This window comes from Vibrio sonorensis, from assembly GCF_001854765.1.
Lineage (GTDB): Bacteria > Pseudomonadota > Gammaproteobacteria > Enterobacterales > Vibrionaceae > Vibrio > Vibrio sonorensis.
Genome location: NZ_LJJE01000092.1, coordinates 147,924 through 166,010 on the forward strand (window position 1 = coordinate 147,924; position 18,087 = coordinate 166,010).

Sequence of the window (18,087 nt, forward strand, 5' to 3'; positions counted from 1 at the left end):
AGTCAACGCTTAATCAAAAGTAGCCTAACCCCAATTATGCTAGCTTGTTTATTGTACTGTTAAGCCGCATTTCTTGTGGCGACACTTGGAAAGATAGGGGGCAGCGCAAAGCTGACCTCAATTAACAATAAAGGATTTTTCATTTCCTATGAGCAGCAATGAACGAGTAACACCACGCCTTATAGAATGTGTAAGCAAAACCTACATCACTCCAAATTTACTGCGAGTGACATTTACCGGAGAAGACTTAAAAGGTTTTCCAGATGATAAAGGTGGGGCGATTGTTAAGCTCTTTCTTCCCAATCAAGAAACTGGGACTTTAGATTTACCATACAGAATTGGTGACACGATACACTGGCCAGAAAACAAGCCTGTATCAAGAGCCTATACGATTCGTCGTTACCACCCAACTACAAATCAGTTAGATATTGATTTTGTGGCACACAGTGAAAAGAGTCCGGGTTCCGGTTGGGCAATCGCTTGTGAGGCGGGTGATAAGCTGGGTTTAGTTGGTCCGGCAGGGCCAGAAATATTGTTGGCAGAGGCTGATTGGCACGTCCTGTTAGGAGATTTGTGTTCTTTACCTGCAATATGTGCTGTATTAGAAGATCTTGATTCAGATGCTCAAGGGGTGGTTCTGCTCGAAGTCGATCACAAAGAAGACATTCACGACTTTATCCATCCAGCGGGCGTAGAAATTATCTGGTATATCCGCGATGGTAAAAGTGATCCTAGACCGCTTATCGATGCGTTAAAACAATACCCGATCCCACAAGACGGTCGTACAGTATCGGCTTTTGTCGCTGGCGAGAATGAAACGGTCGTGGCGTGTCGCAAACTGCTTAAAAACACTTACGGTTTGTCCAAAGATCAAATGTATGCCCTTCCGTACTGGAAACGCGGTAAAGACGAAGATGCCTACCATCACGAAAGACACGAAGTGATGGATGAAGAGTATTAATCACTGAGAAAAAAAGGCCGCTAAGCGGCCTTTTTTACATTTAAGCGAGGTAGTCCAGCAAGCTGTTACCTTGATACTCTTTGTCAAACCAACCCGCCTCGGTCAGTCTTGGCAGTACTTCGTCTAAAAAGAGTTCCAGCGATTCAACTGAGCCGCCAGGCACTGCGATGATGCCGTCCGCTGCGCCCGCTTCAGCGCGCTCTACGATTTCATGGTAAGCATCTTCCGGTGTACCAACGACGACCCAGTGAGAAGAACCAATGACTTCTGGGCGCTGCAAAAGTACCTCCACCGTTGGTTGCTCTCGTTGGATATAAGTTCTCAGTAGCTCAGTGTGGGTCTTACTGCGAACTTGATGCGAGACATTTGGTATCATGTCGGATGTGATGACGTCGGAATCTTTCAATGATGAGATATCTAAACCGATAGACTGCTTAACGTTATCGCATCGTTGTTCGCGGCTGATATTGCTGTGAGTTTCATTAAACAAGGCTTGTGCGCTTTGTCTATCTTTGGCTAAAAACAGGCTCAATCCGGGAAGAACTTTGACGTCTTGAGCTCTTCGGCCAGCTTTTTCGGCGCGTTTAGCCAGATCGTTCTTAAGCTCAATTCCCGCTTCCATATCTGGCGTTGCGGCAAATACGGCATCGGCGATGTTGGCTGCAAATTCGCGGCCGTGTTCCGAAGCACCGGCTTGGAACAGAGCGACCCTTCCATGCTTGTGTGAGGGAACATTGAGCGGCCCTTCGACAGAAAAGTGTTCACCTTGGTGATCAATTGGAGCAATGGCGTCGGTATTGGCAAAGTGTCCATTTTCCTTGTCTAGCAACAAAGAGTCATTGGGGTAACTGTCCCACAATTTTTTAACCACATCCAAAAATTCGGTCGCTTTTTGGTAACGATTTTCGGACGGTAACATAGTAGATTCACCAAAGTTTTTGTGACCATCTATCGCGGTCACAACGTTCCAACCCGCGCGGCCATTGCTGATCCATTGCAGGGACTGAAGTTGTCTGGCTACAACGTAAGGTGGGTTGAACGTCGTCGAAGATGTCGCGATCAAGCCGATATCTTTGGTGTTTGCAGCGACCGCTGACATGATCAAAAACGGGTCTAAACTGCTAAATCCTGGTTCTTTTTTTGTGGCTTCGACAGCAAGAAATAGAGTGTCGGGACGGAAGAGGAAATCCAAACCAGCGGCTTCTGCTCTTTGGGCAAGATCGATATAGGCTTGAATGGAAAATACATCTTCGACACTGTTTTCTTCCTTGCGCCAGCCGTTACGGCTGAGCCAACCCATCACTAATGCCATACCGATGCACAGTGGTTTTTTATCCCTCATATTCTATTTCCTTTAGGCGTTTAATTTGTTGAATTATTCTGAAGACTTACCTGGTCGGGGCATTGGAAACCGTGTTGCGGAGAGTCACTTCGCTAGCTATACTGCGCAAAAATCATCCCTCTTAACGTTTATTCTGCCAAAGCTCAACGGCGTCGAACTTAAATGAACATGGAATAAGAATCAATACTATTATTATGCGTATTATTTTAATTATATTGGTGTTTTTTGCAGGTTTTGCATATGCCAATCCAGATCCTGTCTGGCCTCAGACCTTTGTTAATGCCGATGGAAGCTCAACGGTAATTCCAAGTAAACCAAAGCGAATTCTTTCCACTTCTGTGACCGTAACGGGTACTTTGTTAGCCATCGATGCGCCGGTTATCGCCAGTGCTTCGGCTGTAACAGGCAAATTTTTTGGTCAGTGGGAGCACCTCGCTAAAAACAAAAATGTCGCCAATGTTTGGCCGGCGGGAAGCGTGGATTTGGAATCGGCTTATATCCATCAACCCGACCTTATCGTGATCTCGGCGTCTGGTGCTGACTCGGCGCTAGCTCAGAGAGCGGAGTTCGAGCTGATTGCTCCTACCATAGTGGTCAACTACAGCGGTCAGACATGGCAGGATTTCACATACTTGCTAGGTAGCGCCATTGGCATGGAAAGGGAAGCTGCTCAGGCCATTCAATCGTTTGAAGACTATGTGGCGGAAAGTAAAAGCAAGCTGAATTTGCCAGAAGGCAAAGCCAATATTGTGAGTTACACGGGACCGGGTTCAGTCAATGCCATTGCCAAAGGAAATGGGGCGCATGGCAAATTGCTTACCGCCTTGGGATTTGACTTGGAAACTCCGCTAGATGAGTGGGACACATCGGTGATGAATCACAAAGACTTTTTGACAGTTCACTATGAAAGCTTGACTCATCTACAGGGCACGATGACATTTTTACTTCGTTCCGATGACGCTGATGCCCAAGCTTTTGCCAATGATCCCGTAATGGTTAACTTGCCTTCTGTTCAACAGCAACAGGTGTACGGATTAGGGAAGTACTCTTTCAGAATTGACCTGTTAAGTGCGAAAGAGATTGTCGACAATATGGTCGAACGGTTTGGTCAGCCATGAAAGTAAACCCGAATACCGCTGCTTTGGATTATGAAAACTTAGCTAGGCAGCAAAAGTCATACCTGAGAAAAAAACAGTTTTTTATTGTGGCAGCGTTGATTTTGACGCTGCTCTTGATGTTGGCAAACGTGTTTGTTGGTTCACGCGGTATTGCTCCTGAAGTAACCTTAGATGCGTTGCTTCGCTTTGATGCCTCGAATACTGAACACTTACTCGTACAACACATACGCATTCCAAGAACATTCTTAGCCGTTATTGTTGGCGCTGCACTGGCCGTATCTGGTGTTTTGATGCAAGCACTCACCCGTAACCCTTTGGCAGATCCCGGGTTACTTGGCGTAAACGCTGGGGCTATGCTGGCAGTGGTATCTGCAATCGCAGTGTTTGGCTGGGTTGAAATTCATCAGTATATCGGCGTTGGGCTAGCGGGGGCTGGCCTAGCGGGTTTAACGGTTTATCTGCTCGCGGGTATGCATCGAGAAATTAATCCTGTCAAAGTGGTGTTGGCGGGTTCTGCACTTACTGTAGTATTGCTTGCCATCACTCATATCGTGACGCTAAACAGCAGTGAACAAGTTTTTGACCAGTATCGCCATTGGTCGGTAGGTTCACTTCAGGGCCGTGACATGGATGTGGTAGTCACGGTTTTACCTTTAGTCGTTTTAGGTGTGGGTTTCGCTTTTGCCGTTGGGACTATGCTCGACAGCTTGGTTTTAGGCAATCATTTAGGCGCGTCTCTTGGTGTTAACGCCAACCGAGTGTGGCTGCTCTCTTGTGTTGCCATTATGATCCTGTCTGGCTCCGCCACCGCCGCAGCGGGACCGATTAGCTTTCTCGGCCTTACCGCTCCGCACTTGGCGCGCTTTATCATTGGCGCTCAGCACTCATGGCTAATTCCATTTTCAGCACTGTTAGGTGCGGTGTTAGTACTTGTGGCCGATATCGTTGGCAAGATTGTTGGGGCTCCAGGAGAAGTCAGTGTTGGCGTTATGCTAGCCCTGATAGGCGGTCCGTGTTTTGTATTTATGGTGAGAAGATGGAAACTGGCACAACTCTAACTACAGCATATAAACCGACGGTATCTCGTTGGCGTTTCGGTCAATATTCCATTCGATACAACCGAAGAGAAATTACTATCGCAGTCATTTTGGCACTGATGGTTTTTTTGTTGACCTCCTTTGCACTCACGGTTGGAAAATTCCCAATCAGCAGTGAGCAAATTATTGCCATTGCATTGGGGGAACACAGCTACCCCTTACAAGAAAGAGTACTTGTTAATATTCGCTTGCCCAGAATTTTGACTGCTTTGTGTGTTGGGGCGGCGCTGGGTGTTTCCGGAGCGATATTCCAGTCAGTGTCTAATAACCCTTTGGGGTCACCGGATATAATCGGTTTTACATCGGGGGCAGCAACGGGTGCTCTATTGCAAATCATTATGTATCGAGCAGAACCTTGGCAAGTCTCAGCTGCTGCGGTTGCAGGGGGTATGGCGACAGCTTTGGTGGTCTATTTTCTCTCTCGCAAGCAAGGGCAAGTTGGGCGATATCGCTTGATTTTAACCGGTATTGGGGTTGGTTCCATTCTAACTGCGTTAAACGGCTTATTGCTGGTGAAAGGCGATCTTGACGATGCGTTAACCGCAGGTTTGTGGTTATCTGGCTCTTTACACTCACGAACTTGGCAACATGTCGTTCCGGTGTTTATAGCGTTGTTAGTCTGTATACCCTTGATCAAATTACTGGTGCGATCCCAATTAATGTCTGAAATGGGCAACGATATAGCAAGACAGTTGGGAGTGCGGGTCGAAAGTGTGCAATTTGCCATGATGCTGCTGGCTGTAGTTTTGGCTGCGATGGCTACTGGCGCGGCAGGCCCTATTGCATTTATCGCTTTGGCGGCACCACAACTTGTGCGTCGATTGCGAGCGAGTGAAGGGCTGCCAATCATCAGCTCAGCCCTTATGGGGGCTTGTTTGCTGGTTTGTGCAGACCTGTTGACCATGTTGCTTCCTTGGCAACTCGTTTTACCCATTGGCCGCGTGACTGGCATATTGGGCGGTTTGTACTTGCTTTGGTTGTTAAGCCGAGCTTCCTCTCCAAAATCAAATTAATGGCCCATAGTGGCCATTTTGCATTTTATTCATAATTAAAAAAAATAGTTTACCCATCTCTCATAAATCACACCCAAAATAAGCAACAAATGGTAATGAGAACCCTTTACATTTAGTTGGTGGGTACACAGAATATCCGTGCTGATTTATCGATAAATATAAGCCCAAATTATTAATACGTTTTTTGCGTGCAGTTTTATACACCCTGTTGTATCGGGTGTTGTGGCCTATTGCCCAAGGATTTTTGCACGCCCCTATGGAGAAGAACCTAGATGAATATGCAGCATCTTGTTAAGCGTAAATCAGCGTTTATGCTCAACACACTGACCATCTCTATTTTTGGCGCTCTTTCTGTCGGCCATGCAGTAGCTGAAGAAACAACCCAATTACCTGTGGTTATGGTTTACGGTGAAAAAACCGAGCGTACTCTGCAAGAGACCAGTTCAAGTGTCCGCGTTTTTGACGAAGACGAAATGAAAGCTGTTAACGCTAACGAAGCAAGAGACCTTATGCGTTTAACGCCAAACGTGGTCGACACGGGGTTTGGTAATACGGTACCTACTGTTCGAGGCCTTGACGGTGCTGGCCCAGGTAAAGGGGCTATGGCCTTTATGACGGGTACTCGCCCAAGATTGAATGTTTCGGTAGACGGTCGTTCGCTGACCTATAACGAGTTAGCATTTGGTCCGATGTCAATGTGGGATATGCAACAAGCAGAAATCTATCTAGCCCGCAAAGCTATATTCAAGGCCGTAACTCAATTGCCGGTTCGATGATCTTAAAGTCCAATGCCCCGACCTATGAATGGGAAGGCGCGGCGAAAGTGGGCGTAGCAAACCAAGATTATGTTCAAACCGCAGCTATGCTATCTGGCGCTTTAGTGGAAGATCAAGTTGCATTTCGTTTAAGTGCGGATAGTCAGCAAAAAGAGAGTACTCTAGACCTGAATACCTACGAGCCTGCTGGCAACTCCAAAGAAATAAGGTCTAATGCACTCAGAGCCAAATTCCTATTTGAACCAAAAGGCATTGAGGGGCTTTCAAGTACTTTGACGATCGCTCATTACGACAGTCGTTCTCCCCAAGGGGAAAACTTGCCAGGTGATCCTAAAACTGGCTCTCGTTACACTGCTGATAGACCAATGTTTGAGACTGAATCAGACACGGGTATTTGGGATATCGAATACCAAGCTAACGACAATGTAACGTGGAACTTGAACGCGTTTTACACCAACTTTGATATCGACCGATTGGCATTGCGTCAGGCCGCTCGTATCGATGGCGAAGAGTTTCAGATTGAACCTTCTATTCGTTATCGCTCAGACGACCAGAAACTTCGAGCGCTTGCGGGTCTTCGCTACTTTAGCAATGAACAAGCAGAAGATGTTAAAGGTACGGGACGATACAGAGACGAAACCAAAACGGCTTCGGCTTACCTAGAGCTGTTTTATGCCTTGAGCAATTCACTGGATGTGACTTTTACAGGCCGTTACGAGCGTGAAGACAGATACCGCAAAGGTGGAGACTTGGTTCCTGGACGTCGCGGAGATCTCGACTTTCGCGTAAGCCTAGATGAAACCTACTCAGACTTTATGCCTAAGCTGGTACTCGCGTGGAAAGCGGACGCAAGTAACAACTATGGTTTCAGTGTCGCTAAAGGTTTCCGAGCTGGTGGTGCTGGTGTCGATTTTATTTCCGGAACCAACTACAAGTTTGATGAAGAGCAAGTATGGAACTATGAAATCTTTACTCGTCATCGTTTGAATGGCGGCAGCTTAGAGCTAAACTCAAACTTCTTCTACAACAACTACGACGATTTGCAGCTTCCAGATGGTCAGGGCATCATCAATGTCGGAAAAAGTGTGACGTACGGTGTGGAAGGTGGTCTGAACTGGTTAGCGACGGATGACGTGCAAATCTTTGCCAATGTGGGTCTACTCAAGTCTGATATCTCTGACAGCCCACAGGAAAAGTACAATGGCAACGAACTGCCAATGGCTCCGACTCTGACGGCGGCAACAGGCCTGCGCTACTGGTATGAAGACCTCGAATTTGGTGCGAATATCCGTTACACCGGCGAGTACTACAGCTACTTTGACAACGAGCCAGCAGGTAAGGCGGGTAACTATGCAACGACTAACTTGCAGGCGAGCTATCTGTTTGAAGTGGGACGTGTAACCCTATTTGCCAATAACGTCTTTGACGCAGATGCTGAAGTGTTCTTCGACAAGAACAAGTTCAAAACCACGGACGTGACTGCACCGATCAAGTTACAACCAAGAATGGTTGGTGTATCGGTTGAAATGAACTTCTAACCGAAGTTAAACTATAAACAGGTGGTTTGCTTAGCAAGCCGCCTTTTTTGCCATTAAAGGACTGCCAAAAACAATGTCATCAATAGAGTCTACCTTGGTCGGTGAAGATCTCCATCTCGGATATCAAAGTTATACTGTGAGCCAAGGAATCTCCGTCTCAATCCCCAAGGGGAAGTTTACCGTTATTATTGGTCCAAACGGTTGTGGTAAGTCGACGTTATTAAAAAGCTTATGTCGTTTGATTACCCCTAAACAGGGGCAGGTATTGCTCGATGGCAAAAGCATTCACAATATGCCAACCAAGCAGGTTGCAAAAGCAATTGGACTGTTACCGCAAACCGCGACCGCTCCTGAAGGTATTCGAGTTTTTGACTTAGTGTCGAGAGGGCGCTTCCCACATCAGGGCGTCTTTAAGCAGTGGAGTGAAGAAGATCAGCGTGCCACGGTAGAGGCACTGAGTTCTACTGGCACGTTAGAGTTTGCTGATCGCGGCGTCGATCAATTGTCGGGTGGTCAGCGTCAACGCGTATGGATAGCGATGGCACTCGCGCAGGAAACACCGATTTTAATGCTCGATGAGCCGACAACATACCTAGATATCACCCACCAGTTTGATCTGTTAGATCTCTTTCGCTCAATTAATTTGGAGCAGAATAGGACGCTAGTTGCCGTTTTGCACGATCTAAACCAGGCTTGCCGTTACGCCGATCATATTATCGCTATGAAGCAAGGAAAAGTGGTAGCAGAAGGTTCACCCAAATCACTGATAACCGAATCTTTGATAAAAGAGGTGTTTGAGGTAGATTGCGTGGTTATTCCAGATCCATTGAGTGGCTCACCTTTAGTGATACCAAAAAGCCGCCACGATAGTGACGGCCTAAGCTCAGTATCCGCAGATTAAATGTCGACTTTGTAGATGGTCGTTGTGCCACTCACCTCGTTGCCAACCGCAATAAAATGTTGGTTGTTGCGAACAAAGTGATGAATAGATTCTGGACCTAAGTCACCTGCACTTGGGTTGAACTGGTCGCTCTCACACTCGCCATCGCCGTTGACTTGAGTACATACTGGTTGAGTAAACTCTCGGCTGTTTAAGTAATGTACAAACTTGGCTTTAGCTGGGTCAGAAATATCATAAGTCATGATACCGCCCTGTCTCTCTAAACCAATAAAGGCGTAGGTAGCCCCATGAATATTAGCAACTTCAATTGCTTCAGGTTCAACGCCTTTGTCATCACTGCGGTCATCACCTGATAGATTACTATCGTTAGAGCTATTGAAATTATCGCTACCAAGGCTGAGAACGATACGAGCAAACTCGTCACCGCTATCAAACACCTGTTCGCCTTTATCATTCCAAATCGAGAATGAACGCGCGCCAAATGCATAAACCGTATCATCCTTACTTAGTTGATTTTGAGGAGCGATCACTTTTAACCTAGCCAGTGCTTTATTATCTTTTAAGGCTTGAGCAAGAGGGTGATCGGCATCGACCTTGAGTTTTTTACCGCGCAGTTCATCGCTGTATACAATGCAAAAGTCTTGCTCAGTTTTGTACTGCGGCGAGTTGGAATAATCATCACCATCCCAGCTATGGCCTTTCTCATCACATAGTAGTTGAGTGGTTTGGTAACCGTACTCACGACCATCACCTTCATTGGCAGTTAACACGTATTGTTGGCCATTGATAGTGGCACTGGCGATGCTATCGGGCATATATAGCCCTTCTAATTTTGGATACGCTTTTAGGTTACCCGCTATCCCGTCTTTGTTAGATGCGTCTAACTCTGATTGACTCCAAGATTTTCCTTTAAGAGGGTAAATGGCTTCAACTCTTGCAGTGGGTAGGTCTATCTTAGCCAGCGCATTGTTTTCTTGCAGAGAAACAAACAGCTTTCCATTGCCGGCAAAGGTGAGATACTCCGGCTCTAAGTCCTGAGCGACAGAGGCGTTGGGGCCAGAAATGCGAACCTCAGAAGGGAGTTCATGTTGTCGTGCTTGTCCGTGATTAAAGTCTTCAAATCCAATTTGGGTGACCTCTGCTTGATCAATGCCCTTGCTGATGTCAACCAATGTGATACTTCCCCTTGGATCCACACTGTAGTCGCTATTAGGTTCTCCCTCGTTGGCCGATGCGATATAACGACCATCATTTGAAATACTCACCATATCTGGCAGCGCTCCAGCGGGAAACGTTTTTAATAGATCTAAGGTGTCGGCGCGATATAAAGCGATAACTCCTTCTTTTTGTTTAACTTTGTTTTCGATGGCTACCGCAACGATACCCTTGTATGTGGAAACACTGTTTGCCGCACCGATTTCAATACCAGCCTCTGTGCCTGCTTTGGACAGGTCAATCGCTCTCTCGTGCTTGGGTTGAGTTTGAGAATCAAACCCCAGAACATCGACGCGTTGTGATTTTGCATTGACGACAAACAGTTTATCAGTGCAAGAATCATAGCTAACGATTTCGGCGGCAGAGGTATCAAAATCAGCGTTGGCAATACTGCTACCAACATAAGAGATGCCTTTTACAGCGGCTTTAGTTTGAGGCGCTTTTGATGTTGGTAAGCACTTAATATCCGCAGCCGAGGCCATATTGCTGATAGAGGTTGCGGTTAATGTAAGAGCAAACAGGACTCGCGTAGAAATTTTAAACAAGGGAAACTCCTTTTCATCGATTGAAATTCAGGAGTCTATGCTGAGATGGTGAAGGTAATCTTTTGATGTGATGAAGGATTTGTGATGCTTTTAAGTCAGACCAACATGATGCTGGTCTGACGGTCAGGGATGGTGGCTAGATGTTGTGATTCTCAGAGTATTTTTCTAATCCCAATACTAGACCAATCGCTGCCAACATAAGAACAATCGCCATTACGAGGTGAGCGGGTTGACCAGTAACCAATTCGAAGTCCAACGGCGATAGATTTTGTTGAATGAGTGGTACTTGTTCTCCCTTGGAGTTGGTGCGCCAAGTTAAGGTCTCTTTCCACGGCCATATTTTCGGTAAGGTGCCAATCATCAGGCCAATTAGGAAAGTGAATGTCAGATCTCTAAAGCGTTTTAACAACCAAGATAAAACGTGTGAAAAGCTGAGTATTCCGATAATACAACCCAATAAAAACAGCGCCAAAACGCCGATGTCGAAAGATTTTACGGCCCCCAAGACTGTGGCATACATACCGAGCAACAGGAGAATAAAGCTCCCCGATATACCCGGTAAAATCATAGCGCAGATGGCGATGGCGCCAGCAAACAGAACATTGACTGCCGTTGGTTCCATTGCAAGGGGTTTTAAAACTGTAATACTGTAGGCGAAGGCCACACCTAACAGAAGCATAACCCAACGACTTAAGGTCTTTTGCTCTATCTGTTTTAGCATGTGAAAAACGGAAACTAGGATCAGGCCAAAAAAGAACGACCACAAAGGAATAGGGTGTTCCACCAATAGCCAAGAAATGAGTTTAGCTAAGGTAAGAATACTGGTAAACACACCGCCAAATAGAGCGATCAAAAATCCGCCATTAATATGAGCGAAGGCGCCTTTTAAGCCGCGTTCTCTAACTATGGAAAAAAGTGAGGGATTGATGCGGCGAATACTTTCTAACAGCGTGTCATAAATCCCGGTAATAAATGCAATTGTTCCCCCAGAGACACCGGGCACTACATCGGCAGCACCCATGCTACCCCTTTGAAAAAAGTACTTAAGTAATTCATTTCTAATAATCAGAGAGTTATTGAGCGAGCAGTATAACGAGTTTACCGCTTAAAAAGTACAGCATAAGTGTAATTAATACTACTGATAAGAAACTAAGTGACTATGCATTTTGCGTCTGATTGCAAATTGCATTCGCAAAATGCAAAAGTATTTATAAATTATCTCAATAAATGGGATCTAACAACCAAAAAAGCGCCTTTCAATGTTGGCACGCTTAATGCATAATACTTATCGACCCTTATTAAGCCGAGGGTCACCTAGCCAACTGACGTTGTTAGTGAATGATTTTGTTCACACACTATTACCGCCAATCGTTCTGAACGATTGGCTTTTTTTTACCTCTTGAAAGGTAGACAACGAAAAGGCTTACTAGAAGTCATTTATCCAAGCGCTGTGTTTTCATTTGCTCAGATGTACTGGATGAGAATTTATGCACCTATCACGATAAAACGAATAGACAAAATGATAGCAGGGATACTTTTCACAGATGGATAGCGAATACGGGTCGATATAGCGCCTGAGAAAACTTAGTGATTTTCATTAAACTACTAGCGATGTTTTTAATTGACCGCGGATGATCTTATCGCAGGGAGAGGCGGGTACCATCAAACTTGAGATGACCCAGTAAATTTTTAGCATTGTTTCGGCCTTTCTCATTGAAGGCTACGCCGTACCTTGCATAGTGGGTAGAGCGCTGGAGGTTGCAGATCTTTCCGTACAAAGGTGCAAAATGTTCACCGCGTTTGCCCGTTGTCACTTCAAGCGCTACCTCTTCGCCAACTTGAAATGTTTTTGCAAGTGGTGGAGTGATAAAGCGACAACCACTTTTAGACAAATCTCTGACTTCGCAATCCGCTTTGTGGGTCGCACTAATTATCTTGGCTGCTAAGTTAACGTCGTATCGTGGCTCTTTTCGAAGCTGGGTGACTTGCATCGTTTGTGGAACAGAGATAGCCGCCATAGGAACGGGTGCATTGATGACATAGAGCAGTTGACTTCGGAAGTGAACAACGGCTCCTTCTCCCCGTGGAGAAATTGCTCTAACTGCCATCCAAAAACCTTCTTGGAAGAAGAACTCTAGGTCATCGTGAGACACTTTTGGCAATTCGATCATCACCAAGTTCTGAGAGTGAAAACCGATAAAATTTGTTTTACAGCGGAAGGTAGTGCCGACAGGAGTTGTAATACCAATAGTCATTTCGCTACCGTGCTCAACCATAGCCAAAGCATCTGTACTGTTTAGGGTACTGACGCGTTTTTCTTGAGGTGAAGCTGTACCTGGATTATCTTTAACTACTGCTGCCTGACTGTTCATTTAACCTCCATGAGGCTGACACACGCAAGTTTGCGATTACACGGCAGCCAACTAGGTTTTCACTAAAACCATTGTTTTTAACTGGTTTTTATTTTTAATATTTATTGCATCAATATGTCTGAATTCAACAGTTTTGCAACCAATAGCCGCCATAAAGCGCAATTTGAAGATGAATTTTGTGAGTTTCGTATCTATCTGGAGGGAGATAGCTACGCAAAACTGACGGGCTCATTCAAAAATGACGTCGTTACCATTGCAAGTACACGGGTACCCGAAGTACTCCGTGGAAAGGGTTATGGAAAGGTGATGATGGAAGCTTTTTTATTAGAGGCAAAGCACCATAATTGGAAAGTTACCCCTGTCTGTTCCTATGTTGAACACTACCTAAATAGGAATGCTCAGTGGACTCACCTAAAAGCGTAGTTGAGACGTATCGAGCGTTGCTAGCTGATATCGAGCACTTTACGGTTTCCAATATCGAACCTATTCAAGGGTTGTGGGGCGATTATGGTCGTCTTGACCGAGTGATGGGGTCGAGTAACGGCTGTCCTCATAGTCTCGTGGTCAAGCAAATTAGTTTTCCCAAACCCAGTGATCACCCTCGCGGGTGGAACACGGACTTCGGCCATCAGAGAAAACTTGTGTCGTATCAAGTTGAACAGACTTGGTATCGCGACTATTCCTATCAATGCCTATCTGACTTTGTTACTCCGAAGCTGTTATTGGAAAAGCGAGAAGCAGATAACTGCCTATTAGTTTTGCAAGATTTAAAACCTCTTGGCTTTGTCACTACGTTAAGTACGCACGCCAACGATAGGCAGGTAGAGGCCAGTATTAAATGGTTGGCTCACTTTCACGCCTATTTCATGGGAGAGTCTGCTGAAGGTCTTTGGGAACGGGGCAGTTATTGGCATTTAGACACTCGCCCCGAAGAGTTGCGTCACCTGACCGACCTTAGATTGAAAAAAGCCGCAAATGCAATCGATACGGAGCTTAAAAGCAGCGCTTATCAAACCCTTATTCACGGCGATGCCAAACTGGCGAACTTCTGTTTTAAACAAGACGGTAGTAAGGCTGCCGCTGTCGATTTTCAATACGTGGGTAAAGGGTGTGCTATGAGCGATTTGGCTCTTTTTATTAGCAGTGCGATTGACCCTAAGGAGTGGGTAACAAGAGAGGTCGAGTTATTGGAGTGCTACTTTACTCATTTAAAACATGCTTTGAGTCAGTACCAGCCTGACTTAGAACCATGTTCTGTCGAGCATGAGTTGCGAAGGCTTTATCACATTGCTTGGGCTGATTTTATTCGCTTTATGAAAGGGTGGAGCCCTGAACACTGGAAAGTAAATGAAAGTAGTGAGTATCTTTCATCGCTGGGCTTAAAGCAGCTGCAATGCGAGTAACCGAATGAAGCTACTTGCACTGACATACTAATCCTGATATTAACAATATGTTACCAACTGTTAAGGGAATAATGTCTTGCAAGTCAATCAATCCGGTTGGAAAACACCGATCAACTTTCTCATTCTTATTTCTATCGTTGTCCCTATAGCCTTTTCAAGCTGGATGGCACTGCTTAACAATTTTGTGATTGAAAAAGCTAACTTTGACGGTTCGGATATTGGTCTATTGCAAAGTGTCAGAGAAATCCCCGGATTTTTAGCCTTCACCGCTGTGTTTGTGCTGGCCTTTATCCGAGAGCAAAGGTTTATGATAGTGGCGCTAATCATGTTGACGATGGGAACTGCATTGACGGGCTGGTTTCCTTCACTGTTTGGCCTTCTGGCAACTACGGTTTTGATGTCCACTGGGTTCCACTACTTCGAGACTTTAAAGCAGTCCCTCTCCCTTCAATGGCTGAGCAAAGAAGAAGCGCCAGAAATGTTAGGCAAGTTACTGTCCGTTGGCGCCCTTGCTTCGCTGATCACTTATGGTGTCTTGTGGGTATTACTTGAGTTAGTAGGCTTAGCGTATCATTGGGTCTACACCATAGCGGGAGGAGCGGGCCTTGTCATTGTTATCTGGATGTCCCTTACTTTTCCGCAGTTTGAAACCAAAACCCCGCAAAACAAACGACTTTTTTTGAGAAAACGCTACTGGTTGTATTACGCTCTGACCTTTATGAGTGGTGCCCGCAGGCAGATATTTACGGTATTTGCTGGTTTTTTAATGGTAGAAAAGTTTGGCTATTCAGCAGCAGATATTACTCTACTTTTTCTTATTAATTACTTGTTTAACTTTCTTTTCGCCAAGCGCATAGGTCGCTTTATTGGTGAGGTTGGTGAACGCAAAGCACTGATATTTGAATACTTAGGTCTTATTGGTGTATTTGTGGGCTACGCTTTGGTGCAAACCGCAGAGTGGGCGGCAGCGCTATACGTAATTGACCACTTGTTCTTTGCTTTGGTTTTGGCGATTAAAACCTATTTGCAAAAAATTGCCGACCCAGCAGATATGGCTTCTACGGCGGGTGTTTCTTTCACTATTAATCATATTGCGGCGGTAGTTATCCCCGTCACCTTCGGTCTCATCTGGTTGGTTTCGCCGTCGGCAGTGTTTTACATTGGGGCAGGCATGGCCGTCATATCGCTAGTGCTATCGTTAAATATTCCAAACAGGCCAGAAGAAGGGAATGAAGTGAGAATATTAAAGTGGAGTTAAAGGGGCTACGCCCCTTTTTAGAAGGGATACCAGAACAGGTCTTTTTCTAAAATCCGTTTTGCAATCGCTATTACTGTAAATACTCCAAAGCCGCTTATCACTAGGTAGTCGGCATTAGTCAACGGTTTTAGACTGTACCAAGTGCGGGTTTTATGTCGCCCAAAGCCCCTAAGCTCCATGGCGTTAGAGATCTCTTCGGCCCTGTCTAGGCTGGAGAAAATTAAAGGCGTGAGTATCTTAGAAACATTTTTTAAACGGTTGTAAATCGATACACCTTTTCCTAACTCTACGCCTCTGGCTTGCTGGGCGTGCATTATGTTGACAAAGTCTTTTTTAATTTCTGGTAAGTATCTGAGGGTTAGACTCACTGCATAAGCAATTTTGTAAGGTACGCCTAACCGATTTAGACTTGCGGCGAACTCAGAAGGGTGAGTGGAGAACACAAACAGCAAAGCAATCGGGAACATACTAAAGTACTTTAGGGTCACAGCGGTCAGGTAATATAGAGTTTCTCGACTTAAAACGTGGCTTTCGGAAAAAGAAAATAACGGTGTCGCTGTGCCCAGAATCTCACTCCCTTGGTTTGGAGCGAGCAAAAAGATGAAAAATGCGTTTATGGAAAGTATGGCGCTTGCGGTAACTAATAGAGTTCGATAGACGGAAAAGGGTACTCGACTCAACTTGAGCAAGAGCAACCCGATCAAAAGTAAACCAGTGATAAGTCGCAGATCAAAGGTGGTTAAGACAATCGTTATCCAAGCCATAAAAACGACAAACTTAGTGATGCCGTTCAGTTGGTGAATAGGGGATCCGGTGTCAATGTAACTGATACCGAATTTGGTTTTGCTCTTTGTCATGCCGCCCTTTCTCTAGTAATAAAGAAGTTCATAAAGCCTTGTGTGTCTTCAATTCCCGATATTTTTGCTAGTTCATACAAGCTGGTGGTCGCAAGGTTCGATACACGAAGTAATTTGGGGTCTGAAAAGACCTCTGTCATTGGTTTATCGGCGATCAGTTCTCCATCGGCGAGCACAATCGAACGAGTGGTGTATTCCAATACCAGATGCAAGTCATGGGAGATAATGAGAACGGTAGTTCCCAACGTTTTATTGAGCTGTTCGATAAACTTAAGCATCGAAGAGTAGTTGTTGTAATCCTGACCTGCAGTGGGTTCGTCAAGTATCAGTAACTTGGGTTCAAGGATCAAAATGGACGCTATGGTCACTCTCTTTTTTTGCCCATAACTTAGGGCTTCAATTGGCCAGTGTTTGTATTTACTCAATCCACATAGATCTAATATCTTATCGACCTTTTCTTCAATTTGTTGCTCAGATAGTGTCGCTTTATTTCGCAAGCCAAATGCAACCTCGTCGTAAATCATATGGTGAGAGATCATGTGATTCGGGTTTTGCATAACCACACCGACTTGCTCACTTCGTTCGAAAATAGAAAGTGTCGCGAGGTCGATGCCATCGATAGTAATTGAGCCTTTATCTTGATTGAGAACGCCCATAATCAATTTGGTTATGGTGGATTTACCGGACCCGTTTTTACCGAGAATAGAGACAAATTCGCCCTTGTTGACGTGAAAGCTGACGTCGTTCACTACCTTGTCATTATCGTCATAGGAGTAGGTTAGGTTAGTAATACTCAATAGGGGATCTTGTCTAACCTCACTTTGAGATTCAGAAACGGGTTTGTACCATTGGTTGAGCTTACTAACGACCTGTGGTGTAACGAGTTCGTCAACCTTTGAAGGGCGATTAAAATTTGTGGGGGATACCCCCGCTGCTTTTACGGCAGATAGGTAGAGCGGTTCTCTTATGCCGTGTTTACTTAACAACCCCGAACAGAGCAAGTCGTCGGTAGACATATCTGCCACGATCTCTCCCGCTTCCATCAGAATAATTCGGTCTATTTCTCGGTGCAGAACGTCTTCTAATCGATGTTCGATAATAATGATGGTTTTACCACTGGTCCGGTGTAAGTCATCAATGATTTCTATGGTTTTTTTACTGGTAACGGGATCTAAAGCTGCCAAGGGTTCGTCAAAGAGAAGGGCGTCTACTTGATCGACGAGGATCCCTGCAAGGGACACCTTTTGCTTTTGTCCTCCCGAGAGTTGGCTAGGTTCGCGATTTAACATCTGTTCCAAGTTAACCATGCTAGCCGTCGACTTTACGATGGGGTACATCTCTAGATTTGAGACCATCTGATTTTCAAGGGCAAATGCGATGTCTTCACCAACGCTTAGTCCAACAAACTGACTGTCGGTATCTTGCAATACGGTACCAAGCTGCAAGGTAAAGTCGTGCATTTCAAATGAACGGGTGTCTCGGTTTCCTATGGACAAACTACCGGAGGTTTCACCTTTAATCGCGTGGGGAATCAATCCATTTAAACATTGGCCAAGCGTCGATTTTCCACTGCCGCTTGGCCCAACGATCAGAACTTTCTGACCTTTCTCTATCCTTAGATTAATGTTTTTAAGTGTGGGCTTATCTAAGGACGCATATTTAAAAGAGAAGTCAGAAAATTCTATGGTCAT

15 protein-coding genes and 1 pseudogene are annotated in these 18,087 nt (G+C 45.2%); 10 read left to right on the forward strand and 6 right to left on the reverse strand.

Annotated features, from left to right (window positions below):
* The first annotated feature begins 148 nt into the window (after positions 1 to 148).
* Positions 149 to 961, forward strand: a complete 813-nt coding sequence (locus BLO31_RS16430) for a siderophore-interacting protein (RefSeq protein WP_070969113.1) — start codon at positions 149 to 151, stop codon at positions 959 to 961.
* 40 nt (positions 962 to 1,001) lie between these two features.
* On the opposite strand, the gene BLO31_RS16435 is transcribed toward BLO31_RS16430, so the two are convergent.
* Entirely contained in the window at positions 1,002 to 2,303 is a 1,302-nt protein-coding gene (locus BLO31_RS16435) for an NtaA/DmoA family FMN-dependent monooxygenase (protein ID WP_070969116.1), read from the reverse strand.
* A 179-nt stretch (positions 2,304 to 2,482) separates the two neighbouring features.
* Here BLO31_RS16435 and fepB point away from each other — a divergent pair, with 179 nt between their 5' ends.
* The 6 genes from fepB (at position 2,483) to BLO31_RS16460 (ending at position 8,746) form a co-directional block, all read left to right on the forward strand.
* The gene (gene fepB, locus BLO31_RS16440) at positions 2,483 to 3,421 is read left to right on the forward strand and encodes a Fe2+-enterobactin ABC transporter substrate-binding protein (RefSeq protein WP_425425305.1); all 939 of its coding nucleotides are present in this window, start codon (positions 2,483 to 2,485) and stop codon (positions 3,419 to 3,421) included.
* Positions 3,418 to 4,479 (forward strand): FecCD family ABC transporter permease, encoded by a 1,062-nt coding sequence (locus tag BLO31_RS16445; RefSeq protein WP_070969122.1) that lies wholly within the window; start codon positions 3,418 to 3,420, stop codon positions 4,477 to 4,479. The genes fepB and BLO31_RS16445 overlap by 4 nt, the downstream gene beginning before the upstream one ends.
* On the forward strand, positions 4,458 to 5,531 hold the full coding sequence (locus tag BLO31_RS16450; RefSeq protein WP_070969125.1) for a FecCD family ABC transporter permease: 1,074 nt from the start codon (positions 4,458 to 4,460) through the stop codon (positions 5,529 to 5,531). Before BLO31_RS16445 ends, BLO31_RS16450 begins: the two co-directional genes overlap by 22 nt.
* Before the next feature lie 272 nt (positions 5,532 to 5,803).
* The gene (locus BLO31_RS23600) at positions 5,804 to 6,307 is read left to right on the forward strand and encodes a TonB-dependent receptor plug domain-containing protein (protein WP_139159033.1); all 504 of its coding nucleotides are present in this window, start codon (positions 5,804 to 5,806) and stop codon (positions 6,305 to 6,307) included.
* Entirely contained in the window at positions 6,304 to 7,845 is a 1,542-nt protein-coding gene (locus tag BLO31_RS16455) for a TonB-dependent receptor (protein WP_139159034.1), read from the forward strand. Before BLO31_RS23600 ends, BLO31_RS16455 begins: the two co-directional genes overlap by 4 nt.
* Before the next feature lie 73 nt (positions 7,846 to 7,918).
* Entirely contained in the window at positions 7,919 to 8,746 is an 828-nt protein-coding gene (locus tag BLO31_RS16460) for an ABC transporter ATP-binding protein (protein ID WP_070969129.1), read from the forward strand.
* Here BLO31_RS16460 and BLO31_RS16465 read toward each other — a convergent pair.
* From BLO31_RS16465 to BLO31_RS16475, 3 genes and pseudogenes are all read right to left on the reverse strand, one after another.
* On the reverse strand, positions 8,743 to 10,443 hold the full coding sequence (locus BLO31_RS16465) for a choice-of-anchor I family protein (protein WP_139159053.1): 1,701 nt from the start codon (positions 10,441 to 10,443) through the stop codon (positions 8,743 to 8,745). The genes BLO31_RS16460 and BLO31_RS16465 overlap by 4 nt on opposite strands.
* Before the next feature lie 199 nt (positions 10,444 to 10,642).
* A pseudogene (locus BLO31_RS16470) lies at positions 10,643 to 11,562 on the reverse strand (polyprenyl-phosphate transporter).
* Between the two features lie 581 nt (positions 11,563 to 12,143).
* Positions 12,144 to 12,878: a PilZ domain-containing protein gene (locus BLO31_RS16475; protein ID WP_070969139.1), complete on the reverse strand. Its 735-nt coding sequence runs from the start codon at positions 12,876 to 12,878 to the stop codon at positions 12,144 to 12,146.
* Between the two features lie 114 nt (positions 12,879 to 12,992).
* Here BLO31_RS16475 and BLO31_RS16480 point away from each other — a divergent pair, with 114 nt between their 5' ends.
* The 3 genes from BLO31_RS16480 to BLO31_RS16490 all read left to right on the forward strand — a co-directional run bounded on the left by BLO31_RS16480 (position 12,993) and on the right by BLO31_RS16490 (position 15,539).
* Positions 12,993 to 13,301, forward strand: a complete 309-nt coding sequence (locus tag BLO31_RS16480) for a GNAT family N-acetyltransferase (RefSeq protein ID WP_070969141.1) — start codon at positions 12,993 to 12,995, stop codon at positions 13,299 to 13,301.
* Positions 13,280 to 14,281 (forward strand): phosphotransferase, encoded by a 1,002-nt coding sequence (locus BLO31_RS16485; RefSeq protein WP_070969145.1) that lies wholly within the window; start codon positions 13,280 to 13,282, stop codon positions 14,279 to 14,281. Before BLO31_RS16480 ends, BLO31_RS16485 begins: the two co-directional genes overlap by 22 nt.
* A 76-nt stretch (positions 14,282 to 14,357) precedes the next feature.
* A complete protein-coding gene (locus tag BLO31_RS16490; RefSeq protein ID WP_070969149.1) occupies positions 14,358 to 15,539 on the forward strand; it encodes an MFS transporter in 1,182 nt (393 codons plus the stop codon).
* A gap of 17 nt (positions 15,540 to 15,556) precedes the next feature.
* Here the strand turns inward: BLO31_RS16490 and BLO31_RS16495 are convergent, their stop codons facing one another.
* Both BLO31_RS16495 and BLO31_RS16500 read right to left on the reverse strand, forming a co-directional pair.
* The gene (locus BLO31_RS16495; protein ID WP_070969151.1) at positions 15,557 to 16,396 is read right to left on the reverse strand and encodes an energy-coupling factor transporter transmembrane component T family protein; all 840 of its coding nucleotides are present in this window, start codon (positions 16,394 to 16,396) and stop codon (positions 15,557 to 15,559) included.
* Positions 16,393 to 18,087 (reverse strand): ABC transporter ATP-binding protein, encoded by a 1,695-nt coding sequence (locus tag BLO31_RS16500; RefSeq protein WP_070969154.1) that lies wholly within the window; start codon positions 18,085 to 18,087, stop codon positions 16,393 to 16,395. Before BLO31_RS16500 ends, BLO31_RS16495 begins: the two co-directional genes overlap by 4 nt.

What these genes read in the sequence shown, in the direction of transcription:
- BLO31_RS16430 (WP_070969113.1), top strand. Translation starts at nt 149, where the DNA reads ATGAGCAGCAATGAACGAGTAACACCACGCCTTATAGAATGTGTAAGC.
- BLO31_RS16435 (WP_070969116.1), bottom strand. Translation starts at nt 2,303, where the DNA reads ATGAGGGATAAAAAACCACTGTGCATCGGTATGGCATTAGTGATGGGT.
- BLO31_RS16445 (WP_070969122.1), top strand. Translation starts at nt 3,418, where the DNA reads ATGAAAGTAAACCCGAATACCGCTGCTTTGGATTATGAAAACTTAGCT.
- BLO31_RS16450 (WP_070969125.1), top strand. Translation starts at nt 4,458, where the DNA reads ATGGAAACTGGCACAACTCTAACTACAGCATATAAACCGACGGTATCT.
- BLO31_RS23600 (WP_139159033.1), top strand. Translation starts at nt 5,804, where the DNA reads ATGAATATGCAGCATCTTGTTAAGCGTAAATCAGCGTTTATGCTCAAC.
- BLO31_RS16455 (WP_139159034.1), top strand. Translation starts at nt 6,304, where the DNA reads ATGATCTTAAAGTCCAATGCCCCGACCTATGAATGGGAAGGCGCGGCG.
- BLO31_RS16460 (WP_070969129.1), top strand. Translation starts at nt 7,919, where the DNA reads ATGTCATCAATAGAGTCTACCTTGGTCGGTGAAGATCTCCATCTCGGA.
- BLO31_RS16465 (WP_139159053.1), bottom strand. Translation starts at nt 10,443, where the DNA reads ATGGCCTCGGCTGCGGATATTAAGTGCTTACCAACATCAAAAGCGCCT.
- BLO31_RS16475 (WP_070969139.1), bottom strand. Translation starts at nt 12,878, where the DNA reads ATGAACAGTCAGGCAGCAGTAGTTAAAGATAATCCAGGTACAGCTTCA.
- BLO31_RS16480 (WP_070969141.1), top strand. Translation starts at nt 12,993, where the DNA reads ATGTCTGAATTCAACAGTTTTGCAACCAATAGCCGCCATAAAGCGCAA.
- BLO31_RS16495 (WP_070969151.1), bottom strand. Translation starts at nt 16,396, where the DNA reads ATGACAAAGAGCAAAACCAAATTCGGTATCAGTTACATTGACACCGGA.
- BLO31_RS16500 (WP_070969154.1), bottom strand. Translation starts at nt 18,087, where the DNA reads ATGACCATAGAATTTTCTGACTTCTCTTTTAAATATGCGTCCTTAGAT.